The following is a 26,567-nucleotide window of genomic DNA, read 5'->3' as shown; positions in this document are numbered from 1 at the left end:
GCGAACACAATATTCGAACTATTCGAATCCGAGCAAATGCAATCAGATAATTCTGTTCACATGAAAACAGTCAGTCAATTATATACAATCATTTATTATCCACCCCTTGTTCCTTGTTGCCATGGCGGATAGAAATCCGGGGCAGGAGAACAGATTCGAAACGACTCGCCGCGCCGTGTTGGGCGCGGTCGGGGCGGGGGGACTCGCGGGTGTCGCTGGCTGTCTCGGCGACATCGGTGGCGGTGGCGGTAGCGACGACACGGTGAAGTACGGGATGCTCAACCCGATGACGGGACCGTACGCCGGACTCGCCGAGGAGCAGAGAAAGGGCGCGAAACTCGCGGTGAAAACGATAAACGAGAGCGACGATTACGATTTCACCATCGACGCCGAGTACGGCGACACGCAGGCGGACGCCGAAACCGGCCAACAGGAAGCGAGACGGATGGTCGAACAGCACGGCGCGTCGTACATGATGGGCGCGATTTCGAGTTCCGTCGCGTTGGGACTCAACGAGTTTGCAAGCGAGGAAAGCGTCGTCTACTCCCCCGGCGCGGCGGCCATTCCGATAACCGGCGAAAACTGCAACAAGTACGTGTTCCGAAGCGAGACAAACACGGCACAAATCGCGGAAGCCTGTTCGGAGTGGACGCTGAACAACCTCGGAAGCAACGTCTGGTTCCACATCGCGGATTACGCCTATGGACAATCGGTGCTTCGGGAATGGCGTTCGCGCATGCAGGAATCTAACGCGGACTTTTCGGAAGCGGGCGTCACTCGGGCGCAACTCGGCGCGAAGAATTTCGACTCGTTCATCAGTCAGATGAAAAACTCCGACGCCGACGTGGTCGTCGTCGGTTCGACCGGCGGCGACCTCATCGAGTTCCTCAATCAGGCGAACGCACAGGGACTCACGGGCCAAAAGGAAATCATGACCACGACGGCGTCGTTCCAAGTCGTCCGCGGCGCGCTCGGCGAGAAGGCCGACGGAATCTACAGTGGAACGCGATACGTGCCGCAACTCGACTCTGGCACGAATCAAGAGTTCGTCGATGCCTACACGAGCGCGAACAACAGCGAACCCGACAGTTTCGCGCGGGTCGCCTACGACTCCATCACGATGGTCGCGAACGGCATCAAAGAGGCCGGAAGCACCGACCCGGACGATGTAATCGAGACGCTTCCCGGACTGAAGATGCAGTCGCTCCTCGGGGAGAACGAGTTCCGAAGCTGCGACCACCAAGCCAAAAACCCGGTGTGGGTCGGACAGAACGTCTACAACGGCGGCGAGATGGCCGACGTGGAACTCATCACCGAGGTCAGCGGTGACGACGCCATCCCGGCCTGCGACCAAACCGGTTGTCAGCTCTGATATGGCAGGAGCAGTTCTCGAACAACTACTAAACGGTCTCACAATCGGAGCGGTGTACGTCCTGCTAGCCGCAGGTCTTTCCATCATCTTCGGCGTGATGGATGTCATCAACTTCGCGCACGGCGAGTTCTTCGCGCTGGGCGCGTATCTCGCGTTCGCCATCGTCGCCGTCGGTTCCGGCGGCGCGATATTCTGGGTCGCGCTCCTCGTCGCGCCGCTCCTCGTCGCGGTCATCGCGGCGGTCATCGAACGCGGTACCATCCGACCACTGTACGGCAGAAATCCGCTGTACCATATCCTGCTCACGTTCGGATTGGTGCTCATCTTCAAGGACACCATCTCGTTCATCTGGGGCGACAACCCGAGACAGTTCGCACAGCCACCCCTGCTTCGCGGCCCGATGGACGTGCTCGGCTTTAGTTACTCGAAGTACAGCTTCTTCATCATCGCCGTCGGCGTCGTAATGGCCGTCGGAACGTGGCTCTTGTTGAATCGCACCCGATTCGGGCTCGTGGTTCGCGCGGGCGCACAAGACCGAGAGATGGTTCGCCACCTCGGCATCGATATCGACCGCTACTACACGCTGGTTTTCGCCTTCGGCGCGTTCCTCGCGGCGCTCGCCGGAATCGTCCTCGGCGCGAAACAGAGCGTCAACCCCGGAATGGGTAACTCCGTCATCATCCCCGCGTTCGTCATCGTCGTTCTCGGCGGTTTAGGCAGTTTCCGCGGCGCGGTCATCGGCGGCTTCGGCGTCGGCATTATCGAGACGTTCTTCCGAAGCCCACCGTTCGGACTCGACGCGGTGCTCCCGAACCTCGAAGGGCTGGTCGTCTTCTTGCTGATGATAGGCGTTCTGCTCGTTCGTCCACAGGGCTTGTTCGGAAGCCCTGAATGGGATGCAGAAGGCGGCGGCAAACTGCTGACCGGCGGTGGCGGCGGCGTGCTCGACGACCAAACCCGGTTCCGTCTCGGCGCGGCCATGGTCGGTCTGCTCGCGCTCGCACCCCTCGGAATCGGGGTGTTGTACACCTCGTACGAAGTCAATTCGCTCCTCCTGACAATCCTCGTTTGGGCGCTGTTCGCGCTGAGCCTCGACTTCGTGATGGGCTACGCCGGACTCGTTTCGCTCGGCCACGTCCTCTTTTTCGGATTGGGAGCCTACGGCACGGTTCTCACTGTCGAAAACGGGATGCCCTCGGTCTTCGTCGCGCTCGGCATCGGAATCCTCGTAGCGGCAGTCGCCGCGTGGGTCGTCGGCCACCTCTCGATTCGCGTTTCGGGAGTGTACTTTTCGATGATCACGCTCGGCTTCGCGGAGTTGTTCTTCCAACTCGTTCGAAAAGCGGACTTCACCGGGGGAACAGACGGCCTGTTCGGCTTCGACCCCGTCTATGGACTCATGGGCGGGCCGGAAGTCGGCGACGTCGCCTTACTCGGCGAAATAGAGTTGTTCTACTACTTCGTGCTCGCCGCCGTCATCGGGTCGTATCTGTTCGCCCGGCGGATGATGAACGCGCCGTTCGGAAGCGTGTTACAAGGCATTCGCGAGAGCGAGGAACGCGCCTCGTTCATCGGCTACGACGTGACCGCCTACAAACGGCGGGCGTTCGTCATCAGCGGCGGCCTCGCTGGACTCGCAGGCGGTCTGTCGGCGATTCACACCGGCGGTGCGTCGCCCTCGGTTCTCGCGTGGATAAAATCCGGCGAGGTCATCGTGATGACCATCCTCGGCGGAATGGGGACCCTCTACGGGCCGATGGTCGGTGCAGGCGTTTTCTTCGGTCTACGAGAGATTCTTCAGTCGTTCACGGAACAGTGGCAGGGCGTCCTCGGACTCATCTTCGTCCTGTTCGTCATCTACGTCCCGCAGGGCCTCGTTTCGGTTCCCGGGATGTTCTCCCGGTACACGAATCAGGAGGCTGGCGGCGGCCCGGAACCAGTCGCTGACGCCGACTCGGAGGTGAGCAACTGATGGCACTGCTCGAAACCGAGAACCTGACCCGCCAGTTCGGCGAACTCGTCGCAACAGACAACGTGAATCTCGCCGTCGAAGCGGGCGAGTTCCGGAGCGTCATCGGGCCGAACGGGGCCGGAAAGACGACCCTGTTCAACCTGATTACCGGCGCGCTCTTTCCGACCTCCGGAAGCGTCCGGTTCATGGACGAGGAAGTGTCGAATCTCCCGCCGCACGAGCGCGTTCGGCGCGGAATCGGACGGTCGTTTCAAATCACGACCGTCTTCGGCGGTCTTTCGGTTCGGGAAAACGTTCGGCTTTCGGCCCAGGCGATGGCCGGGGAGTCGATTACGGCGGGCAATCGAATGTTCCGCCCGGCGGACAGTTTCCCCGAAATTAACGAGCGCGTCGATGACGTGCTTTCCCAAATCGGACTCGGGGCACGGGCGGACGAGCAGGCGGCGGCGCTCGCCTACGGCGACCGCCGCAGACTGGAAATCGGGTTGGTGCTGGCGACCGACCCGCAGGTCGTCCTGCTGGACGAACCCACCGCCGGAATGAGCGTGGAGGAGACGCAGGGGACGATGGCACTCATCGACGAGGTGCTGGCCGACAGGACGCTCCTGCTCATCGAACACGACATCGACCTCGTGATGAACGTCTCCGACCGAATCACGGTGCTGAATCGCGGCAAGGAACTGGCCACGGGAACGCCACAGGAAGTCGCGGAAAACGACGAGGTGCAGAAAGCGTACCTCGGAGGTATGTAAGTCATGCTCTCAATCGAAAATCTACACGCGGGCTACGGCGAAACGGAAGTGCTGTCGGGAGTCTCGCTCGACGTTCCGGAGGGCGAAGTAGTCGCGCTCATCGGGCGAAACGGCGTCGGGAAGACGACGACGCTTCGAAGTATCACGGGTGCGCTCCCGCCGACGGCGGGGAAAATTCGGTTCGACGGCGAGGACATCGCCGGACTCTCGCCGGTCGAAACCGTCAAACGTGGCGTCGCGCTGGTGCCCGAAGAGCGCCGGGTGTTCCCCGGCCTGTCGGTTCGCGAAAATCTCGCGGTCGGAACCCTCGGCGGCGGCGACGCCACGCATCGAAAAACGGTCGAAGAGGTGCTTTCCGCCGGAGCGTTCGAGAACTTGCAGGAACGCCAGAACAGCCGCGGTACCGACCTCTCGGGCGGCGAACAGCAGATGCTCTCCATCGCGCGGGCGTTGGTCTGCGGTGCAGAGTTGCTCATGCTGGACGAACCGACAGAGGGGCTTGCGCCCCTCATCGTGGAACGGGTCGAAGCCCTCATCCGCGACTTGAACGAGGAGGGCATCACGGTGCTTCTCGTGGAGCAGAACGTCGCCGTCGCGCTTTCCTTGGCGGACAGGGTGTATCTATTAGACCACGGGAAAATCGTCTTCGAGGGAACGCCCGAGGAGTTGGAAGCGGACGAGGAACTGATGGACAAACACCTCGGAATCAGCGTGTAACGGTCGTTTTCGAGTTCTTCCTTCTTAGCCCTGAAACAACTCCCCGACTCGACTCTCGTTGATGAACAACTCCTGCGGCGGAAGCCGTTCTTCGTGATAATCGTCGTGATACTCCATCAACTGAAACAGCGCGCCAGTCGGATTTCGCGGTGAAACGAACGCCTCCGTCCACGTGTCGAACTCCGCCCGGTCGATGACGCGAATCTCGTTTTCCCGGAGCGATTCGATGACGGCGTCGATGTCCGCGACTTCGAGCGTGACGTGGTGAAGACCCGGCCCGTTCGCGTCGAGGAAGTCGGTGAGAAAGGTGTCGTCGGCAATCGGTTCGATGAGTTCCAATCTGGATGCGTCGCCCAGTCTGTAGTACGCCCAGTTGAAACGGTCTTCGACGGACTCGATGGAAATCCGCTCGCATCCGAGCGCGAACAAAATCGGCTCCGCCTCCTCGACGGATTCGACGGCGATGCCGATGTGGTCTACCCGAATCGGCGTCTCGTGTCGAATCGGCGCGTCGGATGTGTTCATACGTCGGGGAGACGTGAAGAACCATCTTGAATCTGTAGGCGGAATGCGTCGCGAACGGCGGTAATTCCTCACGGACGTTTCGGGAAATTTCATAACGGCGCTCCGAGTAGCCTCCCACATGGGATTCTACCAACGCGATTTCATGGAAGGAACGCGCGGGACGATGGGCGTCGATTGGGAGGAACGAATCGACATGCAACGGATGCGCGAGGAGCGAAAGGAGCGCGCTCTCGAACGAATGCAGGAGGCGGGACTGGGAAGCATGCTTCTCATCAACGACCCGAACGTTCGGTACGTGACCGGACTGGCCATGACGGGCGGGTCGGGTGCTGACCACTACACTCTGCTGACCGAAAACGGTGACATCGTCCACTGGGACACGGCAGACCACGCGAGCAACCAGCGATTCAACTGCCCGTGGCTCACCGACATTCGCTACGCCTGCCCCGGATTGGGGAACGTCCCGCGGGCCTCCGGGCGCGATTCGGCCCGCGATTGGCTGAAAGACAAGATGGCCGGACTCGTCTACGAGGCGATGGAGGAGTACGGCGTGGCGAAAGAACCGATGGGCATCGACATCGGCAACGGCGCGCTCATCTCGAAGTTCGAAGACCGCGGCGTGGACGTGCGTACGGAGGAGTGCGCGGAAGTGATGGAGAGCGCACGCAAGGTTAAAACGCGCGACGAAATCGAATGTCTGCGGATGGTCGCCGCGCTGTGTGAGGCCGGATTCCAGCGGATTACCGAGACGGCGAAACCCGGCAAGCGCGAGTCCGAAGTCTGGGGCGAAGCCACCCGCGAACTCTGGAGTCTCGGCGCGATGGTGCAGGGCGGCTATGTAACTTCGGGACCGAACACGTGGCCGAAGCATCAGGCGAACACGACCGACCGAATCATGCGTCCCGGCGACCTCGTCTACGCCGACTTCTACAACATCGGCTTCATGGGCTATCGCTCCTGTTACTACCGAACGTTTAGCTTGGGCGAACCGACGCAAGCCCAGCAGGACGCCTACGAAATCGCCCGCGACAACCTCTACGACGTGCTGGAGCGAATCGAACCCGGCGCGACCACAGACGAGATTTCGCAGGGCTTCCCCGACATGGAGGGCGAACACGCCGACTGGTACGACGCGACCGACCACTGGCAGATGACGACCAACCACTGGGCGCACGGACTCGGCCTGCAACTGTACGAAGTCCCCCTCATCTGGCGCGGCATCTCGCCCGACCACCCAATCGAAATCGAGGAAGGCATGACTATGGCCGTCGAGACGATGGAACCCGCAGACAGACAGGGTGTGCGTGTTGAAGAGATGGTCGTCGTGCGCGAAAACGGTGTGGAGATTCTCAGTCAGTGGCCTGTTGAGGAGATTACAGAGATTAGCCACTAAGCACCAGAAAGTCAGTTTTACGGGTGTTCAGTATCGTTTGTGGATTTTTCGTTGTTGTACAGAGATGGCGATTCCGTTCTCGTGAGCGAGAGGAGAGTGACCGAGAAACGCAGTCGTTGGGGAGGGTATGGGTTGTTGTGGTACGGTGGCGGTTATGTGCTGTCGGCACTACCTAGCGACAGTTCCACAGACAGGAAACTGGCTCTACGGACACTCGATTAGTAAACCACAGAAAAACCACCTACCTAGTACTATCCAACGTAATATACCAAGGCGAACAACAACAGAATCATCACGACGAGCACCACCACGGGCTTGAATACGTTGAGAATCGAGTCATCCGGCTTTTTCGGGCCGGTACTGGTGCTTGGACCATTCATTATGGTTCTAGCACCATCGAGATTCGGTATAAGTCTTGTATGGAAAGAATTTCATCCCGGAATAAAGTTGTGTCGAGATTCATCCTTATAAACCATTAAGACGACGGCCTGCGATTTGCGACCATGAAGCTCGGGACAGGGCTGTTCACCTGCCAGCGACGACCCGACGACGACCGCTCGATGACCGAGATTTACGACGAGATGCTCACGCTCGGCGAGACCATCGACTCCGCCGGACTCGACAGCATGTGGGTATCGGAACACCACTTCGCCGAGGACGGTTATCTCCCGGCCACGATGCCCTCGCTCGGGGCACTCGCCGCGCGAACCGAGAACGTCGAACTCGGAACCTGCATCGCCCTCGCGCCGCTTTATGACGGCGTCCGACTCGCGGAGGATGCCGCGACGGTCGATTTACTCGCAGACGGACGACTGACGCTCGGACTGGCAATCGGGTCGAACCCGCGCGAGTTCGAATCCTTCGGCGTTCCGCGAGAGGAACGAGTGGAACGCATGACCGACCTGACGAAGCTTCTGCGAGCGTCGTGGTCGGACGGGGAACTCGACTACGATGCCGAATTCCACGACGTCTCGCCCGACGTGAGCGTGACGCCGAAACCCGAATCCGACGTACCCATCATGTTCGGCGGGTCGGTCAGACCCGCCGTTCGGCGCGCCGCGCGGGTCGCGGACGCGTGGTGTGCGCCCTCCTCGATTTCAATCGAAGGAGTCAGGAAACGAAAAAAGGACATCGAGCGCGTTCGAGAAGAAGAAGGTATCGAGGGCGATTTCTCCGTGTACGTCCTCCAGCACGGCTTCATCGCCGACTCGAAAGAGGAGGCGTGGGAAGCGATGAAACCGGGGTACTTCTACATCCAGCGACGGTACGCGGAGATTTTCTCCGGCGAATCGGTGGACGAGTTGGACGACGAGCGAAAGCAAGAACTGAAAGAACAGGCCATCTTCGGCACGCCCGAACAGGTCGCGGAGGAACTGAACGAATACCGCGATGCACTGGGCGACGACATCCATTTCATCTTCCGCACCTACCATCCCGGCATCGGCACCGACGCGATGGTCGAGTGTATCGAGCGGCTGGGTGAGGAAGTCAAACCACTCGTCTCCTAATTATTTTTCAAATTTTATAAATATATTCCCGCTTTTCCGGATACTATAATTATAAACCGTAATGTTTAGATACAGTATACGAACCCATGACCACCAGACGGTCGCTTCTGAAACTCGGCGGCGGTATCGCGGCGGGAACAATCGTCAGTTCGAAATCGCTCGGATATCAACGGAATGAAACCAAAACAGACGAGGTGACGATAAAGCGCGACGAATACGGCGTCGCGCACGTGTACGCTCGTGAGGCGGACGATTCCGCACCGACGTTTTTCGGGTATGGCTACGCGACTGCCGAAGACCGACTGTATCAACTGGAACTTTCGCGGCGGTTCTACCACGGGACGGTCTCGGAAGTCCTCGGAAGCGACTGGGTCGAGTTCGACAAAGCATCGCGGCGGACGCATTTTACCCAAACACCCCTCGAGGAGCAGATAGCGACCCAACTGGATGGCGAACATCGTACCGTCATTTCGGCATTCGCCGAGGGCATCAACCGGTACATCGAAGCGGTAAAAGGTGGAGAGCGGGAGTGGCACAAGGGCTTCGTCGAGGCAGGATTCGAACCCGACGAGTGGACGATGGAAGACGTTGCGGGCGTCTTCGTCGGCACGATGGCGTACTTTTCGGGATTTCAGTTGGAAACGCTTGGTTCTGCGGTTCTCGAGCGACTTCGTGAAACCTACTCCGAGGAGAAGGCGATGGCCCTTTTTCGTGACCTTCAGTGGGGTGACGACCCCGGAGCGCCGACCTCGACCGAGCAGTCCGGAGAAGGGTACGTACCACCCTACGAAAACGCGGGAACGACGCCAAGCGGTCGAGATAAAACCGATTCGATGGACGGCAGCGTCGTCGGTGGACGAAGCAACCGCGTTACCGGCGGCGATTTCAGAATTCCGAACGATGCCAGCGCGGTACACGACGCCGAGATGGAACGAATCGGAACCATCGCACAGGGATTGGACGGACTCGGGCTACCAATCAAGTTGGGGAGCAACGCCCTCGCCGTTCACGGGGACGTGACGGAAAGCGGCGACCCACTGCTGATGGGTGGCCCGCAGATGGGCTTTTCCACGCCCTCCGTGATGTACGAAATCGGCCTTCACGGCCCCGGTTTCGATATTTCCGGCTCGACCGTGACAGGCTATCCGTTCGTGATGTTCGGCCACAATGAGGACGGAGCGTTTACCAGTACGGCAGGAATCGACAACTCGATTCAGACGTTCGTGGAGTCCATCGTTCCACGCGAGGAGTCTGCTGACCAATACGAGTTCCGTGGTGAATTGCGCGATGTAAAGGAACGAGATGAGACGATACCAATCGCCGATGCACCGGACGAAACCATCACACTCCGGTGGACGCATCACGGGACCGTCACGCAGTACAGTCCGGATACGGGCGAAGCACTCGCGCAAACGCGCGGTTTCGAAGGACGCGACATGAACTGTTGGCGAGCGTTCTACGACGCGCAGTTCGCAAGCGACGTTCACGAGTACGGGGAGGCCGCCCAACAGTGTGATTACGCTCTGAACTTCATGTGGGCCGGAGGGGACGATATCGGATACTTCCATCTCGGTCGGTACCCCGACGCGGAGAACGTCCCGTGGGACACCAGACTTCCGGCGGACGGCACGAAACACGAACTGACCGAGGACGACTATCTCCGAGCGGCGGACGACGAGGTTCCGTACGCCATCAACCCCCCTTCTGGATACTCGGCGCAGTGGAACAACAAACCCGCGCCGGACTGGGACAACGGCGACCTGAGTTATTCGTGGGGAACCGACCACCGCGTTCAGCGCATCATCAATCTCGTGGAACGCCGCATCGAGCGTGGGGGCGTCCGATACGAAGACGTGAAAGACATCGTCTACGACATCTCGTTCGTCGATTTGCGTGCGATTCGGTACAAAGACCACCTCCTCGATTCGCTCAAAGGGTCGGAGCTTTCGAAAATCGAACGAGATGCCCTGAACGCGCTCCGAAGATGGAACGACTATCGACAGGGTGACGGGGCGGAATTCGGCGGGTCGTATCCGGTCGGATTTACCGTGTTCGACGCGTTTTTTCCGCGTCTGCTGGAAAAGACCTTCAGTCCGGTGTTCGGCGACGCATACGACCAAGCGAACTACTTCCTCGACTATCGATACGGCCACGGAACCCTAATGCGGGCGCTCCACCCGGAAGAAACTACACTCGAAACCGCGGTGGATTACTTCGACGGTCAACCGGACTGCGTGTTTCGGGATGCATTCCGCGAAACGGTCACCGCGCTCGAAGACGAGTATGGGTGCGACGTTTCGAACTGGCAACAGTCTGCGGAGGTCGATGAACTCGACAACATGGCCCTGTTCGGTATGCCGATTGGGGTTGGCGATGCCGGCGATATGCCCTTTTTGAATCGCGGAACGGAAAATCACATCGTCCGGATGGGTGCGGAAATACGCGGGGAAAACATCCTTCCGCCGGGGAATTCCGGTTACGTCGCCCCCGACGGAACGCCGGACGAACATTACGACGACCAACTAGAGATGTTCGTCGCGTTCGAGTACAAAGACCTCCTGTTTACCGACGATGAGATAGACGAGGCGACGGAGTCGGAGAAAACGATACAATCATAAAGGCGACGACCATACCCCATCGTTTCCGTTGTTCTACATCCTCGCCGAATTCGAGAAATAGTCGAGCGGCGTGAGCAGTTCAGTACTCCCCGATACGAGCACATCGTCCATCACCTCGGCATGGTCGTCGTCGATGTCGAACTCCGACGCTTCGACCGCTTCTTTCGTCGCTTCGATATCGTCCGCTTCCATGAACGTAAAGAGGAAGTCCCCGTCCTCGCTCGAGCGAAGGAATCTGGCTTCGGTGAAAACGCGCTCGTTGTCGAGGGTTTCCATCACTTCGTCTTCCCGCGCTTCGAGTTCGGCGCACCACTCCCGCAGTTTCTCTGTTTTTCTGGGACGGAGTTGCTGTCTGACGAGAACGACTTCCGACATGGGTCGAACTGGTCGGGCGAAAATAGTGAATGTGTCGCCTCGCGGAAATCAGCCGTCGGAACGAAACAGTGGGGAAGAACTCAGGGCCACAGTCCACGCGCTTCGTGTGCGTCCGCGATACGCGACAATGCCACGATGTAGGCGGCGTCGCGCCACGTTGTGTCTCGGTCTTCGACTTCGGCGCGAACGTCGTTCCACGCGCCCAGCATCTCGGATTCGAGTTCGTCGTTGACGCGGGAGAGCGACCACTGGCGTCGGTTGATGTCCTGCAACCATTCGAAGTACGATACCGTCACGCCGCCCGCGTTGGCGAGAATGTCCGGGATGACCGGAATACCGTTTTCTTCGAGGATAGTATCGGCCATCGAAGTCGTCGGTCCGTTCGCCCCCTCAACCACGAGATTCGCTTGCACGTCGTCGGCGTTCATTTGCGTAAGAACGTTCCCCACCGCGGCAGGGATGAGAACGTCCACGTCGAGCGTCAACAACTCTTCGTTCCCGATGGTTTCGTCGCCGTATTGGGTGACTGCTTCAGGTTCTTCCTCGTGCGATGGCACCGTTTCGGTGTCGATACCGTCCGGGTTGTACGCCGCGCCGTTAACGTCGGAAACGGCGACCACCGTCGCGCCCCACTCATCCAGAAGTCGGGCGGCGTTCGCACCGACACTTCCGAATCCCTGCACGGCGACAGTGGTTCCGTCGAGTCCGTACTCGTAGTACTCACATGCTTCACGAACGATGAGCGCGACGGAACGACCCGGCGCTTCCTCGCGCCCGAACGAACCACCGATTACCGGCGGTTTTCCCGTGACGACGCCGGGTTGGGTTTCCCCTTCCTGCATCGAGTAGGCGTCCATGAACCACGCCATCGTTTGCGAATCTGTTCCCATGTCCGGTGCGGGAATATCGGTCGTCGGGCCGACAACCTCCCGAAGTTCCTGTGCGAATCGGCGCGTCAGACGCTCCGTTTCCGCCGAAGAGAGCTGTTTCGAGTTGACGACGACACCACCTTTCGCGCCGCCGAACGGAATGTCCATCACGGCGCATTTCCACGTCATCCACATCGAGAGGCCGATACACTCCTCCTCGGTTACACCGGGGTGGTACCGCATACCGCCCTTGTACGGGCCGCGAACGTCGTCGTGTTGGGCGCGGTAGCCGGTGAACACCTCGACGGAACCGTCATCACGTTTCAGCGGCACAGTGACCCGCTGAACGCGAGCTGGGTGGCGAAGTCGCTTGATGATGTTCGGGTCGATGTCGAGGTGCGTCGCCGCCCTGTTCAACTGTCGCCGAGCGGTGTCGAGCGCGGATTCAGACACGTCGTCGTTCGATTCGTCGCGCTCCGTCGTAGTTCCGGAGTTTGCAGTGTTTGCCATCGGGGTCATTCGAGCGGTGTTCGCCGATTTCGGAAACCGATGCCACAGTCATCACACGAACCGGGGTGGTATCCGGCGGTTACAATAGTTCCACAGCCAACACATTCGTACTGCGATTCGGTCGTCGAGTCGTGTTCTATATCTCGCATCGAGGTTGCTCCTGAGCGACGAACTGGGTACTCACAGCACCACTCTGTCGTCGCCACGTCGTGCAATTTTTGCGAGAGTGGCAAGTAATAGCTCGTTGAATAGTGAGGTTTGCAGGATCAAAATAGCCTAGATAGTCAACCGGTGTTCGAAACGGAAATCGTTCGGTCGAACACCGTCTCGAAGAGTTTCCGTTGTACCTTCCGAGAGTGCTCGTAAAACGCCGCCGGGGAGATGTCGAGCATGGACGCAACCGCTTTCCCGTCACTCCGTCTGGGAGAATCGAAATAGCCGCTGTAGTATGCGGTCTGGACGACTTCGAGTTGCCTATCCGTAACCGTCTGCAGAAACTCGTTTCGGAACTGACGATTGGTAGTCGGTGGGTGTTCGCGTTCACGCTGTGCAACCAACTCCGAGTCGGGATACTCGCGTGAAACGATGTCATCGACCGTATGCGTCGTCACCGGAGAGGGAACGAACACCGTCGCAGTCGCTTCCTCGCCGTTCGCTCCGAACCGTTCGAGCGTCGCACCGTGTTCGGCCACCTTCGTCGCGATGAACGGCGCGGAAATCGTCAACTGAACGAGAGCAGCATCGTGATTCGTGGAAACAGCAGATGCCGATTTGACGGCGACGGTTTCGTCCGCGACGGAAACGACATCCTCAGAAGAGCCATCATCGACAGCGACGAGTAGTCTGACACCGGTTTCCGTCTCACGGACACCACCCTTCAGTTCGAGGGAACAACCGGCTTTTCGCGCAAGCGTTCGAAGGACACAGTTCGAATCCCGAATCCTGTATTCGAGTTCGGTGACGGAATCGCTCAACAACGCGTGTTTTCGCTCGACAGAGCGAATCGCAGAGGCGATGGTTTCACCCAGTTCCGAAAGAACTGTCTGTCCTCGTTGGTCGAACGCATTCGGCTGTCCAGCGTACACGGCCAACACCCCGTACACGACACCGTCGTGAACCAGCGGGACGGCGATGACGCATTGAAATCCGCTCGAAAGTGCCTCCCGTCGCCACGGTTCGCCTTGGAGGTCGTCCGCGACGTTCGGAACCGCGGCGGTAGATTCCGTCGAAAACGCTCGTTCGGCGGGTTCGTCCGACGTGATTTCGACAGTGTCCAGATACCCACCGTCGTCTCCGAACCACGCTCGCGGACGGAGGGTTTCGGTACCCGGGTCCGGAGCGCCGACCCATGCGAACTCGAACCTGTCATCCGTCGTCAGTCGCTCGCAAACGGCGTGTTCGATTTCCTCGCGCGATGCCGCTTGGACGAGGGCTTGGTCGATGTCTCGAATTATTTCATTGGTTTGATTGAGTCGAGAGAGCTGTCGATTTCGCCGTTGCAGTTCCCGGTCGCGCTCTCTGAGTTCGTCCTCACGTTCGATACGGTCAAGTGCCGCCTCGACGGTTGCGGCGAGGAGGTCGATTATCTCGGCGGTCACCTCGTCGAGCGTGGCCCGTTCGTCGCCGACGATCAAAATCCCATGGTCGCGAAGCGGAACGAACAGTCCGTCCCGTCCGTTGACGACGGAAGCGAAGGGGTCGCCGGGAACGATTCCATCATCGAACGGCAACGAGGTTTGTTCGATGAACGACCGTCCCGCGCTGCTTTGCTCGTTGAGTCCGACGGTCGGCAGTTCGCCGTGAACTGCCGACATTGTGTCAGTCGCCGCCGCGGGCCACAGTTCGTTTTTCACGTCGTCGAAACGGTAGATGGCACACTCTTCGCGGTCGAAAATGTCGGTTGCGTCGTCGATGACGAGTTCTGCTATTTCCTGTTCGGTTTCGGCGTAGAGAAGGTCGCGAGTCGTCCGATGAAGTGCTGTCAGTGCCCGTTCTCGCTCCTTTCTCTTCGTGATGTCACGACAGCTGTAGAGGGTTGTCCCTCCTTGAATCGAGACGCGACGAACGTTGACGAGAAGCGTGTGTTCCCGTCCTGCTTTGTCGGTAGCGGTACATTCGACGTTCGTGAGAACGCCTTCGCCTTCGAGCACTTCTCGTTCGAAGAGGTCGTCACCGAGAAGCGCGTCGATGGTTCCAAATTCGCGTAACTCCTCGACTGAGTAGCCGAAAATGAAGTGGACGTTGGGACAGATATACGTGAACTCCCCGTCGTCGTTCGTGACGAGAACGGTGTCGGTCATGTTGTTGAGCGTGACTCGATGGAGTTCCTCCGATTCCCGGAGTTCACGTTCGAGATGAGCGCGCTGCGTTACGTCGGTTCCCTCGACGACGATGCTGACGACGGCACCGTCTCGGTTCGTCACGGGACGGAACGAAAGGTCGAGTTCGACACGACCATCCGAATTTCGTAACTCGGTTTCGAATCGAGTGACGTCACTCTGCTTAGCGGTTCGAAGGGCGTCGCGAATCTCCTCCGCGGTCGTGTCGGAATCCGCCCACCACGGGGAGTCGGCAAAGGACATTCCCGTGAACGAGTTCGGCGTGGTGTCGAGGAAATCGAGTGCGGTTCGATTCGTCCGGAGGAGTCGGCCGTTCGGTGCAACGACCCATGTAAACGTTTCCGGGTCGTTGAACAGTGCCTCGAACTGGTGTGCCTGCCGACGGCGCGTCGTATCGACTTGGTACTGGACCGCCGCTTGTCGAATCCGTCGAAACAGGTCGTCATCGAGGGTCGGTCGTCCGTCGCTGATGATGTAGTCGGTCACATCTGCCGCGACGGCACGACTCGCTATCGCTTCGTCACCGTCACTAGCGACGAGGATAACGGGGAGGTCGGGATACACAGCGCGGACGACTTCCAGAAATTCCACACCTGTCATATCCGGAAGGTCGAGCGAACAGACGATGCAGTCAACCTCACCCGGTTGTGAGGTCAGCCATTCGTATCCGTCGTGGCCGCGAACCGCCGTCGTGACGAGCGTTTCGTCGGGGTCCGAGAGTCCGGAGACGAGACGCTGTCGCCAGTGTGGGTCGCCGACGACGAGGACGGAAATCGACCCCGTTGGACTGTCGGTCGAACGTCGATTCCGGTTCATCTGCGAAGGTTGGAGCGAGTGGACGTAAATAACGTCGGTCTACGATACAACCGTATCACGAAGCGTCCGAATACCGCATGCCTTTAGTGAGTTCGGACGATAAGTTCAAATATGGGTTTTGGAAGCTACGACGAATCTGAGCAACAGAACCGAGAACAGGACTCCAACATGGACGAGTCGAGCGCCGTCAACGTCCACGAAAACGACCATAAGGGCGAAATCACGTTCGACAGCGATGCCTCCAGCGACGAACTCATCGCCAAACTCGGCGATATGAAAGACGACGAGACGGAAGACGAGTCGTAGCGTCACCCGCTCTGTTTTCGATTTTCTTTGTTTTCGGAGCAAAGCTCAGTCCGACGAGACGCCAGTCTCCGCTTCGACGGAACCGACCGGTGATTCGAGCGTGTGAAAAACGACGACGCAAGCGAGGAAGAAACAACCCAGCGCCGCGAGTGCAACGAGCGGCGTTCGAACGTCGGCGACGACGCCGACGAGCGGTTTGAGCGGAAGGCGAACCAGCGCGTACACCATCGAAACCGCACTGAGCACCGTTGCCCGACCGACGGATTCGGTGTGTTCGTTGATGTAGCCGCTCGCAATCGGTTTCATCACCGTGTTCGCGGATTTCATGACGAAAAACAGCGGAAACGCCGCGAGCGGAAAGAACAGCGGAGCGACGAAGAAAATCCCGACCAGAGCGGGGATGAGGAGCACTGCCCAGCGAGTTGAGAGGTAGTTCTCGATGGTTCCGGCGTGGTAACTTGCGATGGCGGCGACGACGCTGAACGCGGTGTAGAGTGGGCCGAGTCCCTCCTGCGGCAGTGAAAGCCGTTGCGTCGCAATCGGCTGAATAAACTCGTCCGCCGCGTTGATAATGGCGAAAAACAGCGCTGTGTACAGGACGAACGAGCGAAGCGGTGGTTCCGATAGCTTTCGCCGGATAACCGGAATCGCGTCCAAAATCGTGAACTCGTCGTCATCGTCATCATCGACAGTATCGTCATCGTCGGTGTCGTCGCTATCGGTGCTGTCGTCGTCATCGTCGTTTGCGTGGCGACCCGATGCGGGCAAAGAGAGCAAAACGGGAACTCCAGAGAGAAGCAGGAGGCCACCCGCCACGAACGGTAACCGAGGGTCGAGGCTGTAGAGAAATCCGGCAGTGAGCATCGTTCCGGCGCTCACCCACTGATTCACCGACCCGCCTCGTCCTCGGACGCGAGTGTATTCCGCTTCGCGAAGTCGGTCTTGCAGCGTATCGTAGAGCCACGCATCGCCGCTCCCCGACTGGAATGCGATTCCGAGCGCCCACAGAATCCAGAGTACTGCGAACGCGGCAAACGTCTGCGCAACGACGAAGCCGAACACCGAGAGCGCGAGCAGGATATTTCCGAGCAGGAGGCTCCGGCGGCGACCGATGTAATCGCTGAGGTATCCGGACGGAATTTCGCCGACGACGATGAACGCCGCCGAGACGCTTCCGAGAAGACCGATTTGCGTGTAGTTCAGGCCACGGTTCAGGAGGAAAATCGTAAACACGGGCCAAAAGAACCCGAAGCTCATCGTCGCTTGGAAGAGATAGTATTTCAGAATGACAGGCGGCGGACGCGTCCAAGTGTCGTGAAGCATGGATATATTAGCGTGAGTTTCGAATCGGGTGACGAACGTATTCCCGTAATAACAGTCCTTGGTGGTAGTAAAAAGTGTTAGCAGATATTAATTTTAGTTGAATAGTTGACACTGTTGAGAACGAAGCCTCTCCGGGAGAACAGCGATTTGAACTATTCAGAGCCAAACTGAAATTCGAAGAAATACTATTGATTTTTAGGTGGGCTGAAAAATTATTTCCGTTTTGGGAACTTATAAGGTGATGAAGCACCATTCTAGAGATGCAATGAGTACCCAGAAAACCGTTCGACAAGAAGCGGGCACCGTCGAGGAAAACCCTGTACGCCTCGACCAGGAGAAGGCGGAGCAGATAATCGATGCGCTCAACACCGACCTCGCGGATGCCTACGTGCTGTACCACCAACTTCACAAGCACCACTGGAACGTCGAGGGCGCCGAACACCTCGACATCCACCTGTTCCTGCAGGAAGCCTACGAGGACGTAGAGGAGGCCGCTGACGAACTCGCAGAACGAGCGCAAACGCTGGGCGGTGTTCCCCACGCGAGCATGACCGCACTCTCGGAGGCCGCGACGGTGGAACCGGAAGACGAAGACGTGTACGACATTCGAACGTCGTTCGAACACGACCTCGGAATGTACGGCGACATCATCGAGAGCTACCGCGAACACATCGAACTCGCTGAAGGCCTCGGCGATTACGCGACATCGGAGATGCTTCGCGAACACTTAGAAGACCTCGAAGAACACGCCCACGTTTTCGCCCACTACCTCGAAGACGACACGCTCGTCCTCGAATCTGCGCTTAAATAAGCGCTACCGAACGTCCGGTGCCTCGTCGCCGGGACGTCCGGGTATCTCTACTTCTATCTCGAGTTCCGGTTCGCCGACGCCGCTGAAGTCGATTTCCAGTCCGACGGGGTCGCCGAACGCGAAGGGAAGTTCCCACTCGTCGGTGAGAATGGTCAGTTCGTCGTCGTCGCGGAGTTGCTCGCCGAGTTTGACGAGGAACGTGCCTACTTCGCTCGCGCTCAAACGGTACTCCTGTTCGAAGTCGCGCCCGGTTCGAATCGTCGTGCGGTCGTCGTTGGTTTGGGTGTCGTTCGACATCGAAAACAGTGTACGCCACGCCGCAAGGAAAACTCGTCGGGCGGCGCTCGGCGGTGGAAAATTCCGGAAACTGCTGGGAAGAGCTATCGAATCAAATCGACGGTGAGGTCGCTCGAAATCCAGCCGTCGGTGTTGTCCGATTCGAGGAATACGACCTTTTCGGGACAACTGCGACAGGCGGCAATTTCCGGACGGGAGGGAGCATCGGAATTCTCCCTTCCGTCAGACTGAGACTCGGTTCGTGCAGGCATCAAAGTGATTTAGGCAGACCTAAAATAAAAAGGTACGGGTTTTCGCTTCTTTCTCTCCGTTTATGCGAACCGAATCGGCCACCATCACCATCAGTTCGACACCTCGGGGACACTGACGAGGCCAGCGGGAGTACCACCGGAGGCAATCGACACGCGAAAACGCCACGTCAATGGCGAGTCATCGGCCTCGAACCGTTCCGCATGCGAAATTTGGAGCGTCGAATCGGGACACCGACTGACAAGTTCGACGATAAGCGGAAGGGTGGATATCCGGCCATCGACCGTGTCGAGTGCGTATGCGGTCAACGTTACATTCCACATTCGTCCCTCCGAGCAGGAATCGGTCGAAGACGGCCGAAGCGTATAATTCGACACGAGCGATGCAGAGTGCAGTCGGGCAAGCGTTTCCGAAAGCGGTTCTTCGCAGGGAGAGTGCGGTGAGATTCGCTCCGCAGCCGTTCGAATGATGGCCGCTTGTTCTTCCGTCGTCAGGTGGTTTTCGAGTTCCGTGCTCATGCTTTCGAGCAGTCGAAGGCAAAGTTCGTCGGGACTTTCGATGGATTCCGCGGCATCGAGGTAGGTGTCCATCACCGCTCGCTCGACCGCGTCGTGGGGCGACTCGGCGACGGTTTCGAACACCGCACCTGCGACCGTGTGACAGAACTCGATTAACTGTCGTCGTCTGAGTGCGGTCGATTTCGATTCCGGTTCTTGCGGAGTATTTACGACCGGTTCCTCACAAACTATCAAATCGTAGTACGGGAGTTGCGGGTCATATCGTCGCAGTGCGCTTCGATACCGTTCAGTTGCACGCACTGCTCTGTCCGCGGTTTCGCGGCTTTCGAACCGCTTTCCGACGGTAGGAACCGGTCGGTCGCCCGTGCGCCCGCAAACGGGGTAGTATCGACCGCCGTCGCTTTCGAGGGCTTCGATATGTCGGCGGAGTTTGCCGAGGGTGCTTCCAACCATGGATTTTAGCCACCGTATTCACCGATTTCGACTCGGCGGGGTGTAGTGTACGGAGTTTCGTCTCTCGTCGTCTCCCGAACCATGTTTTTAGGCTCGCCTAAAACGTTAAATGCGTTTCGGATTTTAGGTTGGCCTAAAGTATAAGAGATGGTGAGCAAGAGCGACGAAAATAGTCCGTGAAAACGTCACCAACCACTACGAGCCAATGTCCGACACAGCAGAATAGTATCGCAGAATACAGTTTATAGCCCCGATTCACGTCGCCAGTAGCGCAACCGCGCCGATTGCGAGGCCGATGCCCGCCATATCCCGCATGCTCACCGATTCGCCGAGGAAGACGGCCCCGAGAACCGCGGCGACGATGAAATACAGTGCTGTGATGGTCGTCGCAATCGCCGTGCTTCCGTACTGAAGCGCGGCGTAGTAGCTTATCGACCCGATGCCTGAGAACAGGCCGCCAGCGATTGCGAACGTGACCCCCGAGTTAGTCAGCGTCACCGGGCCGGACTGGACGGCGATGTAGAGGATTGCGACGCCGACGCCGATAGCGTAGGAAATCGCCATCGCGACTTCCGGTTCGAGAGTCTGCGTGGCGTAGTCGGCGAACACGGCCCACACGCCCCACGCGAGCATTCCGAGCAGAGCGAAGAGAACTGCGGTACGAACCATACGCTCGGCCAGGAACCGCACGGAGGAATGGGTTCCCATTCCGGCGTTTCAGGCGGTTGTTGTCGATGGCCAGCAGGCACCTGTTGGCAGATAGACGACAGCTACTAGCGAGCAGAGAACCGCTGTGGAAGGACAGCACAGACCTGCTTTCGGCGTACGGCGGTCATAACAAATGCCGGAAGTCCCGACCACTTGCGCATGCCACGTACCGCGACACTTGTGTTCGTTCTCTCCGTCGTCGTCGCCGCGGGAGCGATTTCGCTCCCCGGCGGCGCGGCGGAACTGCAAGCGGAACCGGAACCGACCGAACGCTGGAATCAAACCTATGGTGGTTCCGGCGACGACATCTTCAACGACGTCGCTCGAACCGAGGACGGCGGGTACATCCTCGTCGGAGAAATCGAAAACTCCGGCAGTGGAATCGACGGCTGGGTCGTGAAAATCGACGGCGAGGGCGAACAGGAGTGGGAGCGGACGCTATCCGGGCCGGGCACCGACCGATTCTACTCCGTCGTGACGAACGACGACGGCAGTGCGATGGTCGCCGGACGAACCGACAGTGGCGGAGCTGCGACCGGATGGGTCGTCGAACTGGGCGCGAACGGCGAAACGCGGAACGAGCGAACGCCCGGAGCGGGCGCGTTTTACGGACTCGAACGGGACGGAAACGGATACGTGCTCGCAGGATGGACGAGCGATTCGGGAACGAAAGGATGGCTGTTGAAACTCGATGGTTCGGGCGAGCGGGCGTGGGAGGAAACCTACGCTGCGCCGGATTCGTATTCCTCCGGACAATTCAAAGGCGTCGTTCCGGCGTCGAACGGCTATTTCGTCGCGGGCGAAGTCGAAGGCGGTAGTCAAGATGCGTGGGCGATGCGCGTCGGAAACGACGGCGAACGACGCTGGCAGAAGACTGCAGGCGGGTCGGACAGAGAAGCGATTTGGGCCGCGACGGGCGATGACGACGGAATCGTCCTCTCCGGCGAATCCGAAAGCGGCGATTCGCGGGATGGGTGGGTGCTAAAATACGACGCGAACGGCGAACTGGCGTGGGAGAACCGATACGGCGGAAATGACGTGGATTGGCTCGATTCAGCGATGCAAACGGACGACGGTGGGTACCTGTTCACCGGCGGGACGCTGACCGGCGGAATCGGGAGTGCGGACGGATACGTGGTAAAGACCGATGGTGACGGAGCGGTTCAGTGGGAGAGCGCCTACGGGAGTGCGCAGTGGGACAAGCCGTTCCCCGCGGTGAACGCACACGGCGGTGGCTATCTCTTGGCGGGACAGACGGGTGGATTCGGGGCCGAGGGAATGGATGGCTGGGTGCTTCATCTCGGTTCCGGTGGACAGGTTTCCGAATCGGGCGGAACGACGGACGGTGGCGGCGGTTCGGAGTCGGGTGAAACCGCCGAAGCGAACGGTTCCGCATCGACCGCGCAGTCGGGAGACGAACGAACTGGGACGAGTCTCCCCGGATTCACCGGTATCCTTGCAATCGCCGCGGTTGCTCTGTCCGTCCTCCTCTGGCGACGACGGGAGTAGGCCGAATGTGGAGATGGGAATCGTACGGGGTTTTGGGACAGAAACCCCGGGAGAAGCATCGAATTGTTTCATCGTCAATCGAGATTCTTTTATTCTTGAAACCAGTCTGACTTGCTAACTAACCGAGTAGAGACGAGACAATGAAAGGAGAAAAACTGACAGAGAGAGCCGAAAAATTGGATACCGACGAACGTATCACCTACCGAATTACCAGTGATACCGATAGAGTGAGTACGAGAGTGGTTCGCGGCGTCGAAGAAATCGTCGGAACGGACGACGACCGACGAACGTGGCTTTACGACAGCGTCGACCCGGACGCACTCGACGCACTGTTCAGCCAGAAACACAGCGGTGGTTCTCGGGAGAATGGAAAAGTCGTTTTTACCGCAAGAGGGTGTGAGGTCGTCGTTCACGGGGACGGCGAGATTCATATCTACGTACCGGAAACTCACGATTCCGACCAATAGTGGGGACGTTTCGAAATGGTATTGACGGCGCGCCCGTGAATGGCGTCAAGGACCGATTGATGACCGACAAAGCAACCGTTTCCTTCCGCGAACTGTGCCGCGAACTGCCGGTTCAGACCGGCTTGTTCAGTTTCGGGCCAGTGGCAATCGGACTCGCTCAGTTGTGGAACGGCCTCGCCCATGGAACGACGGTTTCGTTCCATGCACTGTTCGCCGTCGTCATGGTCGCGTTCGCGGTGCTCGTCACGCGCTATCACCTCGCAACCTTCCGACTCGATAAACTGGAGCGCACCTAACTCGTTCCAGTTAGGCGGTTCCGGCAGGCGCGCCAGCCCTCGCTTCTCGGCCCGCGTAGGCGTTGTAGCCAGCGATTACGGCGACGATGGCTCCCGAGATGATATCGCTCCAGAACGCCGCTCCCACAGTCATCACGAACGGAACGAGAATCATCCACAGTCCCAACAGCGCGACGAACGACGAACTGCCGATACTGGCCGTGAGTCCCTTCGTCATGCGATAGTAGTTGTATCCGGCGACGAGGAAAATCGCGGCCCCGATGATGATGTTGTTCCAGTAGCTCGTTATCGACATCGCCGGATAGATGAACGACGAGATGAATATCCACGCCCCGACGAGCGAGACGAACCCGCTCAGCCACTTCAGATTCGACGTGTCAGTGTCCGTGGTGCGTGTCGTTCGCTCCCTTGTTTCGGTTTCACTCATGGTTTTCCCTCCGTGTCAAAGTAGATTGAGCGAGCGAATAAAGCGAGCGACCGTTCACAAACTAATGAGCCATTACAGGTGACGAACGGTAACTTTTTAGCCACAAAACTGGCTGTTTTGAACCTTACACTTGCCCCGGGTCGTGGGTTTCGAACCACTCGGTCAACTGTTCGAGGCGGTGAATCGCGCGGTCTGGGTCGCCGATGTTGTGGTGTTCGTCGGGATAGACGACGAGTTTCGCGGGAACGCCTTGCTTCTTTACGCTGATGTAGAGCTGTTCGGACTGCGACGGCGGGCAGCGCCAATCGTCGCCACCTGCCGTGACCAGCAAGGGTGTCTCGACGTTGCCGACGTCGGTGATGCTAGATGCAGAATCGTAGGTTTCCGGGTTCTCCCACGGCAGGCCGAAATCGTTCTCCCACCATTTGTGGGCGTCGTCGGTGCCGTAACACGAGCGTAAATCGTAGATGCCGTGTTCCGCCGCGGCGCCCGCGAATCGGTTCGTATTCGTGACGAGATAGCCCGTCGTGATACCGCCGTAGGAGAATCCAGTAGCAAAGGTGCGGTCGTCATCGACCCACCCTCGTTCGACGAGATGTTCGACGCCGGACGTCACGTCATCGACTTCGCACGACCCCCACGCGCCGCGGAGGATTTCGCTGAACTCCCGGCCGTAGGAACTGCTTCCGCGGTAGTTGGGACGAAAGACGACGTACCCTTTGTCGGCCCAGTACGCGTAATCGAAGACGAACTCGGGTGCGTCGTAGGAAATCGGGCCGCCGTGGATGGAGACGACGAGAGGGTGCGGGTCGGAGTCCTCCGGGTCGAAATCGGCGGGGAAGTAGACGATTCCCTCGATGTCGTCGCCGGATTCGTTTTCGTAGACTACGCGCCGACAACCGGGCATGGCGTGAGACTCCTCGAACGCCTCGTTGAGGGCGGTCAACCGTGCGGGTTCGCCGAATTCGAGGTCGCCCGCGTCCATCGCGTACAGGTCGCCGACCGTTTCGGGTTCGGTGGACAGCAGGGCAACCGTCTCGCCCGCGTAGTCGAAGGTTCGAATCGTCTGATAATCGCCCTGCGATTCGAGAGTAAACTCCGGGTCGCTTCCGTCGACGAAACAGCGGACGAGTCGGGTACTTCCCTCGTCGCCGATTGGAGCCAGCAGGGTGTCCGAATCCAGCCACCGGACGCGGTTCGCGTGCGCTACGGTTCGGTCGAGCGACTCGGTAATCGACCGATACTCACCGGTTTCGGTATCTGCGACGAACACCTGCGTCGGGATGTGCCAGTTGACTGCGTCGCTGGCGATGAAGGCGAGTTGAGAGCCGTCGGGACTCCACTGGGGTGCGCTCGCGTAGAGTTCCATGTCGGTGACCTTCCGGAGATTTTCTCCGTCGGGGTCGATGGTGTACACGTCTACCGCACTGGAGTCGTCCGGTCGCTCGGTTCGGTTCGAGAGGAAGGCGATTCGTTCCGGCCCCCACGCGGGTTGCAATCCCGACCCCGCTTCGTGTGCGCCACCGCCGTAGGCATCGTCGAGTCGGCGTTCCTCGCGAGTATCTACGTCCACGACGAACAGATAGGTCGTCACGTCGTCTAAGAAGCCTTTTCCGTCGAATCGGTGTTGGAGCCGGGAGATTTCGACCGGCCCGCCATCCCGGCGTTCCGCGAGATACTCCGCTTGTTCCTCGGTCGGGTCGCGCGCGGAGATGACGATTCGCTCGCTTTTCGGTCCCCAATCGAACTCGCCGACGCCCTCGTCGCGGGTCGTCACCTGTCGGGCGTCACCGCCACGCGCGAGGTCGAACACCCACACCTGCGATTTCGGTTCGTCGTCGTCAGTTGCGGCGTTCTCGTCCCCCGACTCGTCTCCTTCCTCCGCGTCCGAATCACCGATATCGTTCCGGACGGAAAGCGCGGCGTCCTCGTCTCGCGCCGCCAAAAATGCGAGCTTCGACCCGTCGGGCGACCATTTCGGTGACCCTGCGTCGGACGCACGGGAGAGTCGATACGGGGAATCGCTTCCGTCCGTCGAGACGACGAATAAGGAGGTTCGACGGTCGTCTTCGTCGCGGTCGAACTCGCTCGCCACGAAGGCGAGTCGGTCGCCGGAGGGCGACAGCGCGAGGTCGGTGGCGAGCGTCAAATCGTAGAAATCGCTCGTTTCAAACGTTTCAGTCATCGGTCGCACATCTCGGGCGAGACATATAGTTGTACGTTCGCCAGCAAGTTACACGCGAAACCGCCGGACTGCGACCTCACGACGTTTCGCTCGGAAGCCGTCTCTCCGTCTTCGAATCACGCGTTAGAATCTCCGGTAATATTCGTTCTACCGCCGTAAAATAAGATGGTTCGGAACGAACCCGGGGTATGGTTCGAATCCTGTCCGACAATGACGTGGCGGCAGTTCTCGACGTGGAATCGCTGCTTCCAATCGTTCGGGACGCGTTCATCAAACAGGGCCGGGGCGAGGTCGAGCGACCGGAGCGACCGCACTTTCCAGTCGGTACCGGGCTCGCAGACGGCCCGCTCGGAACTGGCCTCGTCATGCCCGCGTACATCCACGGTGCGACCCACTACGCCACGAAACTGGTCGGCGTGCACGAGAAAAACGCCGAGCGAGGACTGCCGACCGTCAACGCACAAATCGCGCTCACGGATGCCGAAACGGGCATCCCCTCGGCCTTCCTCGCCGGGACGAAAATCACGAACGCGAGAACGAGTTGCATCGGCGGCCTCGCCGCGAAGGAACTCGCGACCGACCCAGTCGAACTCGCGCTCATCGGTGCGGGAACACAAGCACGGTGGCAAGCGCGTTGTATCGCCGCCGCGACGGACCTCGAAACAATCCGGGTGTACTCCCCGAGCGATTCCAAATACGATTGCGCCGAGACGCTCGAATCGGAACTCGGCGTCCGAGTGGAAGTGGTCGAATCGGCCGACGACGCCGTCTCGGAATCGAACGTCGTCGTCACCGCGACGACCGCCACCGAACCGGTTTTTTCCGGAAACGTCCTCGAAGATGGGACGCTCGTCGTCGCCGTCGGTGCGTACACCGCCGAAACCCGCGAACTCGACCGAACGACGATAGACCGCGCCGACCGACTCTTCGCGGATGTGCCGGAAGAGGTGATAGAAATCGGCGACCTGCGAGCGACCGACTGTACGGAAGACGACCTCGTGTTATTTTCCGATGTGTTCGAAAACAAAGGACGAAAATCCGAATCGGAAATCATCGTTGTCGAAAGCGTCGGAACCGCCGTGTTGGACGCCGCCGCGAGCGAGCACGTGTACGAACGTGCGAATGAGAACGGTATCGGCGAGGAAGTCGAACTGTAAGGAGTTCCCGAGAGATTTCTGGCAGGATAGCTGGCAAGATGGCTGTATAGATGTATGAGCAGATGACGATTGCAGGAAGCCGAAATCAGCCAGGG

Annotated in this window: 26 protein-coding genes; 13 read left to right on the top strand and 13 right to left on the bottom strand. The window is 59.1% G+C overall.

Annotation, left to right across the window (positions count from 1 at the left end):
- Window positions 1-121: 121 nt before the first annotated feature.
- Genes BW974_RS18425 through BW974_RS18410 form a run of 4 tightly spaced genes read left to right on the top strand, consistent with a single transcriptional unit; the run spans window position 122 to window position 4,813 of the window.
- On the top strand, window positions 122-1,372 hold the full coding sequence (locus tag BW974_RS18425; RefSeq protein WP_084186380.1) for an ABC transporter substrate-binding protein: 1,251 nt from the start codon (window positions 122-124) through the stop codon (window positions 1,370-1,372).
- A 1-nt stretch (window position 1,373) separates the two neighbouring features.
- Window positions 1,374-3,344, top strand: coding sequence for an ABC transporter permease (locus BW974_RS18420; RefSeq protein WP_076431714.1), 1,971 nt, complete (start codon window positions 1,374-1,376; stop codon window positions 3,342-3,344).
- A complete protein-coding gene (locus tag BW974_RS18415) occupies window positions 3,344-4,096 on the top strand; it encodes an ABC transporter ATP-binding protein (RefSeq protein WP_076431712.1) in 753 nt (250 codons plus the stop codon). The genes BW974_RS18420 and BW974_RS18415 overlap by 1 nt, the downstream gene beginning before the upstream one ends.
- Window positions 4,097-4,099: 3 nt before the next feature.
- Window positions 4,100-4,813, top strand: coding sequence for an ABC transporter ATP-binding protein (locus tag BW974_RS18410; RefSeq protein WP_076431711.1), 714 nt, complete (start codon window positions 4,100-4,102; stop codon window positions 4,811-4,813).
- 24 nt (window positions 4,814-4,837) lie between these two features.
- Here BW974_RS18410 and BW974_RS18405 read toward each other — a convergent pair whose 3' ends face one another.
- Window positions 4,838-5,338 carry a VOC family protein gene (locus BW974_RS18405; protein WP_076431709.1) on the bottom strand — a complete coding sequence of 167 codons (501 nt, stop codon included), beginning with the start codon at window positions 5,336-5,338 and terminating at the stop codon, window positions 4,838-4,840.
- A gap of 118 nt (window positions 5,339-5,456) precedes the next feature.
- Here BW974_RS18405 and BW974_RS18400 point away from each other — a divergent pair, with 118 nt between their 5' ends.
- Entirely contained in the window at window positions 5,457-6,731 is a 1,275-nt protein-coding gene (locus tag BW974_RS18400) for a M24 family metallopeptidase (protein ID WP_076431707.1), read from the top strand.
- 251 nt (window positions 6,732-6,982) lie between these two features.
- Here BW974_RS18400 and BW974_RS27045 read toward each other — a convergent pair whose 3' ends face one another.
- Window positions 6,983-7,111 (bottom strand): hypothetical protein, encoded by a 129-nt coding sequence (locus BW974_RS27045; protein WP_281247716.1) that lies wholly within the window; start codon window positions 7,109-7,111, stop codon window positions 6,983-6,985.
- 123 nt (window positions 7,112-7,234) lie between these two features.
- Here BW974_RS27045 and BW974_RS18395 point away from each other — a divergent pair, with 123 nt between their 5' ends.
- Together BW974_RS18395 and BW974_RS18390 are read left to right on the top strand one after the other, a co-directional pair.
- A complete protein-coding gene (locus BW974_RS18395; RefSeq protein ID WP_076431705.1) occupies window positions 7,235-8,239 on the top strand; it encodes an LLM class flavin-dependent oxidoreductase in 1,005 nt (334 codons plus the stop codon).
- Window positions 8,240-8,325: 86 nt separating this feature from the next.
- Window positions 8,326-10,857, top strand: coding sequence for a penicillin acylase family protein (locus tag BW974_RS18390; RefSeq protein WP_076431703.1), 2,532 nt, complete (start codon window positions 8,326-8,328; stop codon window positions 10,855-10,857).
- 33 nt (window positions 10,858-10,890) lie between these two features.
- Here the strand turns inward: BW974_RS18390 and BW974_RS18385 are convergent, their stop codons facing one another.
- The 4 genes from BW974_RS18385 to BW974_RS18375 form a co-directional block, all read right to left on the bottom strand.
- Window positions 10,891-11,232 (bottom strand): DUF6176 family protein, encoded by a 342-nt coding sequence (locus BW974_RS18385; RefSeq protein WP_076431701.1) that lies wholly within the window; start codon window positions 11,230-11,232, stop codon window positions 10,891-10,893.
- A gap of 80 nt (window positions 11,233-11,312) precedes the next feature.
- Window positions 11,313-12,611: a glutamate dehydrogenase GdhB gene (gdhB, locus tag BW974_RS18380; protein ID WP_076432228.1), complete on the bottom strand. Its 1,299-nt coding sequence runs from the start codon at window positions 12,609-12,611 to the stop codon at window positions 11,313-11,315.
- Window positions 12,612-12,616: 5 nt separating this feature from the next.
- Window positions 12,617-12,760, bottom strand: coding sequence for a rubrerythrin-like domain-containing protein (locus BW974_RS24915; protein ID WP_139328935.1), 144 nt, complete (start codon window positions 12,758-12,760; stop codon window positions 12,617-12,619).
- 135 nt (window positions 12,761-12,895) lie between these two features.
- Window positions 12,896-15,766: a bacterio-opsin activator domain-containing protein gene (locus BW974_RS18375; protein WP_076431700.1), complete on the bottom strand. Its 2,871-nt coding sequence runs from the start codon at window positions 15,764-15,766 to the stop codon at window positions 12,896-12,898.
- A gap of 111 nt (window positions 15,767-15,877) precedes the next feature.
- On the opposite strand from BW974_RS18375, the gene BW974_RS18370 reads away from it, so the two are divergent.
- Window positions 15,878-16,072, top strand: a complete 195-nt coding sequence (locus BW974_RS18370) for a DUF5786 family protein (RefSeq protein WP_076431699.1) — start codon at window positions 15,878-15,880, stop codon at window positions 16,070-16,072.
- Window positions 16,073-16,117: 45 nt separating this feature from the next.
- On the opposite strand, the gene BW974_RS18365 is transcribed toward BW974_RS18370, so the two are convergent.
- Window positions 16,118-17,395 carry an MFS transporter gene (locus tag BW974_RS18365; protein ID WP_076431698.1) on the bottom strand — a complete coding sequence of 426 codons (1,278 nt, stop codon included), beginning with the start codon at window positions 17,393-17,395 and terminating at the stop codon, window positions 16,118-16,120.
- Between the two features lie 265 nt (window positions 17,396-17,660).
- On the opposite strand from BW974_RS18365, the gene dpsA reads away from it, so the two are divergent.
- The gene (gene dpsA / locus BW974_RS18360; protein ID WP_076431697.1) at window positions 17,661-18,206 is read left to right on the top strand and encodes a DNA starvation/stationary phase protection protein DpsA; all 546 of its coding nucleotides are present in this window, start codon (window positions 17,661-17,663) and stop codon (window positions 18,204-18,206) included.
- Window positions 18,207-18,209: 3 nt separating this feature from the next.
- On the opposite strand, the gene BW974_RS18355 is transcribed toward dpsA, so the two are convergent.
- From BW974_RS18355 to BW974_RS18345, 4 genes are all read right to left on the bottom strand, one after another.
- Window positions 18,210-18,503 (bottom strand): amphi-Trp domain-containing protein, encoded by a 294-nt coding sequence (locus BW974_RS18355; protein WP_076431696.1) that lies wholly within the window; start codon window positions 18,501-18,503, stop codon window positions 18,210-18,212.
- Window positions 18,504-18,586: 83 nt separating this feature from the next.
- Entirely contained in the window at window positions 18,587-18,754 is a 168-nt protein-coding gene (locus tag BW974_RS25830; protein WP_175609740.1) for a hypothetical protein, read from the bottom strand.
- Between the two features lie 90 nt (window positions 18,755-18,844).
- Window positions 18,845-19,723 carry a DUF7551 domain-containing protein gene (locus BW974_RS18350; RefSeq protein WP_076431695.1) on the bottom strand — a complete coding sequence of 293 codons (879 nt, stop codon included), beginning with the start codon at window positions 19,721-19,723 and terminating at the stop codon, window positions 18,845-18,847.
- A gap of 255 nt (window positions 19,724-19,978) precedes the next feature.
- The gene (locus BW974_RS18345) at window positions 19,979-20,392 is read right to left on the bottom strand and encodes an EamA family transporter (RefSeq protein WP_076431694.1); all 414 of its coding nucleotides are present in this window, start codon (window positions 20,390-20,392) and stop codon (window positions 19,979-19,981) included.
- Window positions 20,393-20,590: 198 nt separating this feature from the next.
- Between BW974_RS18345 and BW974_RS18340 the strand changes: the two genes are divergently transcribed.
- The 3 genes from BW974_RS18340 to BW974_RS18330 all read left to right on the top strand — a co-directional run bounded on the left by BW974_RS18340 (window position 20,591) and on the right by BW974_RS18330 (window position 22,703).
- A complete protein-coding gene (locus tag BW974_RS18340; protein ID WP_076431693.1) occupies window positions 20,591-21,940 on the top strand; it encodes a PGF-CTERM sorting domain-containing protein in 1,350 nt (449 codons plus the stop codon).
- Window positions 21,941-22,080: 140 nt separating this feature from the next.
- On the top strand, window positions 22,081-22,407 hold the full coding sequence (locus tag BW974_RS18335; protein ID WP_076431692.1) for a HalOD1 output domain-containing protein: 327 nt from the start codon (window positions 22,081-22,083) through the stop codon (window positions 22,405-22,407).
- Between the two features lie 59 nt (window positions 22,408-22,466).
- Window positions 22,467-22,703, top strand: coding sequence for a hypothetical protein (locus BW974_RS18330; protein WP_245800187.1), 237 nt, complete (start codon window positions 22,467-22,469; stop codon window positions 22,701-22,703).
- Between the two features lie 10 nt (window positions 22,704-22,713).
- Here the strand turns inward: BW974_RS18330 and BW974_RS18325 are convergent, their stop codons facing one another.
- Both BW974_RS18325 and BW974_RS18320 read right to left on the bottom strand, forming a co-directional pair.
- Entirely contained in the window at window positions 22,714-23,130 is a 417-nt protein-coding gene (locus tag BW974_RS18325) for an SPW repeat domain-containing protein (protein ID WP_049972132.1), read from the bottom strand.
- A 124-nt stretch (window positions 23,131-23,254) separates the two neighbouring features.
- Entirely contained in the window at window positions 23,255-25,315 is a 2,061-nt protein-coding gene (locus BW974_RS18320; RefSeq protein ID WP_076431691.1) for an alpha/beta hydrolase family protein, read from the bottom strand.
- A gap of 188 nt (window positions 25,316-25,503) precedes the next feature.
- On the opposite strand from BW974_RS18320, the gene BW974_RS18315 reads away from it, so the two are divergent.
- Entirely contained in the window at window positions 25,504-26,472 is a 969-nt protein-coding gene (locus tag BW974_RS18315) for an ornithine cyclodeaminase family protein (RefSeq protein ID WP_076431690.1), read from the top strand.
- Window positions 26,473-26,567: the final 95 nt, after the last annotated feature.

This window comes from Haladaptatus litoreus (assembly GCF_900156425.1).
Taxonomy (GTDB): domain Archaea; phylum Halobacteriota; class Halobacteria; order Halobacteriales; family Haladaptataceae; genus Haladaptatus; species Haladaptatus litoreus.
The sequence above is the reverse complement of the archived record's forward strand: the minus strand, read 5'-3'. Positions and strand labels throughout refer to the sequence as shown.